This is a genomic window from Lactobacillus sp. UMNPBX6, from assembly GCF_002553975.1.
Lineage (GTDB): Bacteria > Bacillota > Bacilli > Lactobacillales > Lactobacillaceae > Lactobacillus > Lactobacillus gallinarum.
In genome coordinates this window covers 1-5,347 of sequence record NZ_PCZD01000083.1, presented here as the reverse complement: position 1 = coordinate 5,347, position 5,347 = coordinate 1, and the positions used below count along the sequence as shown (strand labels likewise).

At 35.0% G+C, this 5,347-nt stretch carries 6 protein-coding genes; 3 read left to right on the top strand and 3 right to left on the bottom strand.

The annotated features are described in order from the left end of the window. Positions 1-257: 257 nt before the first annotated feature. From CP357_RS09445 to CP357_RS09435, 3 genes are all read right to left on the bottom strand, one after another. Positions 258-308, bottom strand: a complete 51-nt coding sequence (locus CP357_RS09445; RefSeq protein ID WP_324170368.1) for a hypothetical protein — start codon at positions 306-308, stop codon at positions 258-260. Positions 309-528: 220 nt separating this feature from the next. After that, a complete protein-coding gene (locus CP357_RS09440; protein ID WP_098037171.1) occupies positions 529-1,290 on the bottom strand; it encodes a helix-turn-helix domain-containing protein in 762 nt (253 codons plus the stop codon). 20 nt (positions 1,291-1,310) lie between these two features. Next, positions 1,311-2,177 carry a hypothetical protein gene (locus CP357_RS09435; RefSeq protein WP_098037170.1) on the bottom strand — a complete coding sequence of 289 codons (867 nt, stop codon included), beginning with the start codon at positions 2,175-2,177 and terminating at the stop codon, positions 1,311-1,313. Positions 2,178-2,451: 274 nt separating this feature from the next. Here CP357_RS09435 and CP357_RS09430 point away from each other — a divergent pair, with 274 nt between their 5' ends. The 3 genes from CP357_RS09430 (at position 2,452) to groL (ending at position 5,130) form a co-directional block, all read left to right on the top strand. Beyond that, entirely contained in the window at positions 2,452-2,985 is a 534-nt protein-coding gene (locus CP357_RS09430; protein ID WP_098037169.1) for a hypothetical protein, read from the top strand. 179 nt (positions 2,986-3,164) lie between these two features. After that, positions 3,165-3,449, top strand: coding sequence for a co-chaperone GroES (groES, locus tag CP357_RS09425; RefSeq protein ID WP_003627770.1), 285 nt, complete (start codon positions 3,165-3,167; stop codon positions 3,447-3,449). Positions 3,450-3,501: 52 nt separating this feature from the next. After that, positions 3,502-5,130 carry a chaperonin GroEL gene (gene groL / locus CP357_RS09420; protein WP_098037168.1) on the top strand — a complete coding sequence of 543 codons (1,629 nt, stop codon included), beginning with the start codon at positions 3,502-3,504 and terminating at the stop codon, positions 5,128-5,130. Positions 5,131-5,347: the final 217 nt, after the last annotated feature.

Sequence of the window (5,347 nt, the reverse complement as noted above, 5' to 3'; positions counted from 1 at the left end):
CAAGAAAAAGACGGTCAAGCAACTCAAATTAAGAGTTGGATTGATCGTCTTTTGGCATCTGAGGGTTAGTTTTTTCCCAGACACGTCTTTTTGTGTAATTAATATGTGAATGGACGAAATATGTTATAATTTAAGTAAAGAAAAAAGAGACACAAAGGTCTCCTTTGCAGCCCGCTTTAAGAGCGGTGGCTAAAAATTATAAGATTGACGAACGTCTACTCAAATAACCTGCCAAAGTTATTGAATTGAGCGGCGTTTTATTTTTTGTCGTGATGATCGATGTAGGTCAGCAAAGCCAACACAAACATCCCAAACAAGAGCATCAAAGAAATGCAATCGTAAACCGACATGGTTGAACCCTTTCTCTAGTTTATTGACCATAGACCTCACCTCCGGGAGGTAAAACAACCACCGCTCATAAAACTTTCTGCGGAAATAATTATATCGAAAGCTAGTTCGTAAAGGAAGACGAACTAGCAAAAAAGCTCGCGTATGCGGGCTTTTTTAAGTAAGGCTTTGATAACATTCTCAAATCTTAGCAGAATAGTTATTTAGCATGAATGTGGAATTTAAGTTGTTGACTCTATCTAAGCCAACTACAAAGGATTTTAATGCTGATTGATAATCTTTTTGTTTCAAAAAAATACATCCCTGTTGATAGCGAATTACGTTTAAATTCTCAGATTCGGCATCTCTACATGAAAGAATTTGTTTATTAACGATTTCAAATAATCGGCTTGCTTCTTTAGTTTTATGTAATTCAGCGTAAATTACACCTAATGAATTAATTAAAAGAAATTCAATAGAATTTTTAGGACGTAAATGATCAATATCAATATTCATAGAGTATGTGATTGCCAATTCAAAATAATGCTGACAATCTAAAAGGTCGTGCTCAATCTGATAAACTGCACAACCATAATAGTAATAATAGTTCTGAAAATCTTGATCATTGTTTAAAGAAGAAATGATAGGTTGTTGACTAAGGTATTTAATTAATTCTCTGTATTTGTGCTTACTACATAAATCAAAAGCTGTATCTGTAAGTGTAGAATTATTAAAAGGCAATTTCTCTTTAAGAAAATTCTGATCAATTGACAAATTGAGCTTTTGGCAGAGTGCAAGAAAAATAGCGGTATTAGGAATATAATCGCCATGTTCGATACTACTAATCATTGCTTGAGAACAAATTCCTGCGGCTAATTCTTTTTGTGAAATATTTTGTTTTAATCTTTCTCGCTTGATAGTTTTGCCTATCTTTTTTGAGACTAATTCTTCAAAGTTATTCATAGTGAAATAACTATATCATATTAATCAATGAAAGAAATTAAATTCCTGCCTCGGCTGGGATTATTTTGTTGAAAAATTATTGCACTCTGAAAATCTTGGTAAGAGAAGGTTCTATTAATAGGGATGAATAGTCTTTTTTCTTGAATCTCATTCATTAAAAATTGATAATCCTTCGGTAAAGCAGGACGACTGATGAATTGCATTCCAGGAGTGTTATTCTGTACAACGGTAATTATTTCATCACCATGTGCAAAATGCTTGAATAATTTTTCATTAATTGTAGGCCCAGCAAGGTCAATAATAAGACGAGAGTTAGTTCGTATATTTGGAGCAATCTTGATATTGTATTCATCCATTCTTTCGTTTAAATAAGTTTTTGAGATGGCTCTTACATGAGGGATGAAATTTATATCAGTATGTCTCGTTAATAATTGCATTAGAACTAAACCAGTTACTGAGTCAGCACCGTAGATTAGTACTTGCTTATCTTTTTGTTTAATTATTTTAAATAAAGTCAATGCTAAGTCGGCTCCGCCAACTAAAGCAGTAGCTTCTTTGAGAGCAACATTATCAGGGATAGGAATAACAAGTGGTGGAATATTAGAGATGATTTTTTCTTGAAAGGTTCCCCAAGGATTAAGGACTAAGACTTTTTGATGAAGAAGGGAGTTAGATCTTAAAGAAACAACTCTAGTAACAGCCCCGGTTCCACCGTATCCCATAATTTGTGGTGATGTTGTTGTAATAGTTCCATTAAGCTTGAGTAGATCATACCTAAGTAATGGCGCATATTTTGTTTCAATTTCTAAAGAAATAGGGGAGAATGTTGGCATTTGAATATCAGTTGATTTTGCTTGATTAAGAGTTGATTGAATAATAGCTTTCATAGATTTGTATCCTTTCAAAAATAATTGAAGAAAGAATACAAGATTTAGATTATTTTGAAAAATAAGAATACTGATATTGGATTGATATAGTTATATTTTAGATTATCTATTTATAAATCTAATTAACTTTAATCTCTTGCCAATTTGACTAAAAGATTCCAACTAATTGGATTTTTACACTGAAATAGAGTAAAGATGGGAGTTAATTAAATTTTGATTATTAGTAGTGTTACACCTTAACAACATGCTATAATTTTGGCTAATTAAAGGGGAGATGATGAGAATGAAAAAGAAGAAAAATGAAACACTAAAAATCACTTGGATCATGACCGCTGTTTATTGGGTAGTTGGTCTATTATGCATGTTTTGGGGCAAGATAGATCATGCTTTTGCTAACCAAGTAAAAGATATTAACAATGTGTATGCACTGACATTATTAATTATTCTGATTTTGCCACTGCTTTTTTCAATCTTATTATCCATGAAAGTGAAGCCACCACGTTTAATTTGCAATCCACTGGTTGCCGTAATTTACTTGCTAATCGTAATTGCAGCAGGGATGGCATATAATTTTCAAAATATTATTGGCTATTTCTTTCCGATTATTCTTTTTGTTTTGATGGCATTTTTGGCAATCTTTTATGCTTTGCTTAAAACCATTAGAAATAAGAAAAATAGTAAATATTATTTCGTTGATGGTAAAGATAAAGAGGAATGTAATAGCTTTTGGGATGCATATAAGCAATATTATGCGATGGGATTAACCTCTGGCATTATTGAAGGTTTACTAACTGTAGTTTTTAATTAAAAATAAGATAAAAATAAAATTAGCACTCTTTTGCAAAAAGTGCTAATTTTTTCTTGCTTTTTTTAATAAAACAGGTTATTATCATATTTGTAAGTTAGCACTTAAGAAATAAGAGTGCTAATCACTGATAAAGATATCAAAATTTTAAAAAAGAAAACTAATTATAAGGGGGACTAAACGTGTTACAACCAATCGGTGATCGCGTGATCGTAAAAGTTAAAGATGAAGAAGAAAAGACTGTTGGTGGTATTGTTTTAGCATCTAACGCTAAGAAGAAGCCAACTGAAGGTGAAGTTGTAGCCGTAGGTGAAGGTGCTTACGCATCAAACGGTGAAAAGATTCCTATGTCAGTTAAGAAAGGTGACGTAGTTCTCTACGATAGATATTCTGGCACCAACGTTGAATACGAAGGTGAAAAGTACTTAGTACTTCACGAAAAAGACATTTTAGCAATTGCAAAATAATTGACGCAATTATTAGAAATTAAAATACGAGATTAAGGAGCATAGATAACCTATGGCAAAAGATATTAAATTCTCAGAAAACGCAAGACGTTCACTTTTAAAGGGTGTTGATAAGTTAGCTGATACTGTTAAGACTACTATTGGTCCTAAGGGTAGAAACGTTGTTTTGGAACAAAGCTATGGTAACCCAGACATCACTAACGATGGTGTTACTATTGCTAAGTCAATTGAATTAAAAGACCACTACGAAAACATGGGTGCTAAGTTAGTTGCTGAAGCAGCTCAAAAGACTAACGACATCGCTGGTGACGGTACTACTACTGCTACTGTTTTAACTCAAGCTATCGTACGTGAAGGTATGAAGAACGTTACTGCTGGTGCTAACCCAGTTGGCATTCGTCGCGGTATCGAAAAAGCTACTAAGGCTGCTGTTGATGAACTTCACAAGATCAGCCACAAGGTTGAATCAAAGGACCAAATCGCTAACGTTGCTGCTGTTTCATCAGCTTCTAAAGAAGTCGGTGCCTTGATTGCTGACGCTATGGAAAAGGTTGGTCACGATGGTGTTATCACTATTGAAGACTCACGTGGTATTAATACTGAACTTTCAGTAGTTGAAGGTATGCAATTTGATCGTGGTTACTTATCACAATACATGGTAACTGACAACGACAAGATGGAAGCAGACCTTGATAATCCTTACATCTTGATCACTGACAAGAAGATTTCAAACATCCAAGACATCTTGCCATTACTTCAAGAAATCGTTCAACAAGGTAAGTCATTATTGATCATTGCTGACGACGTAACTGGTGAAGCTCTTCCAACTCTTGTTTTGAACAAGATTCGTGGTACTTTCAACGTTGTTGCTGTTAAGGCTCCTGGCTTTGGTGACCGTCGTAAGGCACAATTACAAGATATCGCTGCATTAACTGGTGGTACTGTTATTACTGAAGATCTTGGTCTTGAACTTAAGGACACCAAGATTGATCAATTAGGTCAAGCTCGTCGTATCACTGTAACCAAGGACTCAACTACTATTGTTGACGGTGCTGGTTCAAAGGATGCTATTGACGAACGTGTTGACACTATCAGAAAGCAAATCGAAGACTCAACTTCAGACTTCGACAAGAAGAAGTTACAAGAACGTCTTGCAAAACTTACTGGTGGTGTAGCTGTTATCCACGTTGGTGCTGCTACTGAAACTGAACTTAAGGAACGTCGTTACAGAATTGAAGACGCTTTGAACTCAACTCGTGCTGCCGTTGACGAAGGTTACGTTGCTGGTGGTGGTACAGCTTTAGTAAATGTTGAAAAGGCTGTTCGTGAAGTTAAGGGTGAAACCACTGATGAACAAACAGGTATCAACATTGTTCTTAGAGCTTTGAGCGCACCAGTTCGTCAAATTGCTGAAAACGCTGGTAAAGATGGTTCAGTAATCTTAGACAAGCTTGAACACCAAGAAAACGAAATTGGTTACAATGCTGCTACTGATAAGTGGGAAAACATGGTTGACGCTGGTATTATCGACCCAACCAAGGTAACTCGTACTGCTTTACAAAATGCTGCTTCAATTGCTGCTCTTCTTCTTACTACTGAAGCTGTTGTTGCAGAAATTCCTGAACCAAAGCCAGTACAACCAGCAGGTAATCCTGCAGGCGCACCAGGAATGGGAATGTAATTGTAGCTCTTAATGCTTTAGCATTTAGAGATACAATTCTTGATTACGAAGTAATCAAGTTCCTTAAAAGAATGCTGTAATGCAACACTCTCACTCTATTTCAAAAAACAAATAAATATTAAAAACTTCGAAGTTGAAAAAAGTTCAGCTTCGAAGTTTTTCTTGTGTGTCGGGCATGACATTTCATCTAGTCTAGTGAAAGTCTAGACCACGGGTA

What these genes read in the sequence shown, in the direction of transcription:
- groL (WP_098037168.1), top strand. Translation starts at nt 3,502, where the DNA reads ATGGCAAAAGATATTAAATTCTCAGAAAACGCAAGACGTTCACTTTTA.
- CP357_RS09435 (WP_098037170.1), bottom strand. Translation starts at nt 2,177, where the DNA reads ATGAAAGCTATTATTCAATCAACTCTTAATCAAGCAAAATCAACTGAT.
- CP357_RS09440 (WP_098037171.1), bottom strand. Translation starts at nt 1,290, where the DNA reads ATGAATAACTTTGAAGAATTAGTCTCAAAAAAGATAGGCAAAACTATC.
- CP357_RS09430 (WP_098037169.1), top strand. Translation starts at nt 2,452, where the DNA reads ATGATGAGAATGAAAAAGAAGAAAAATGAAACACTAAAAATCACTTGG.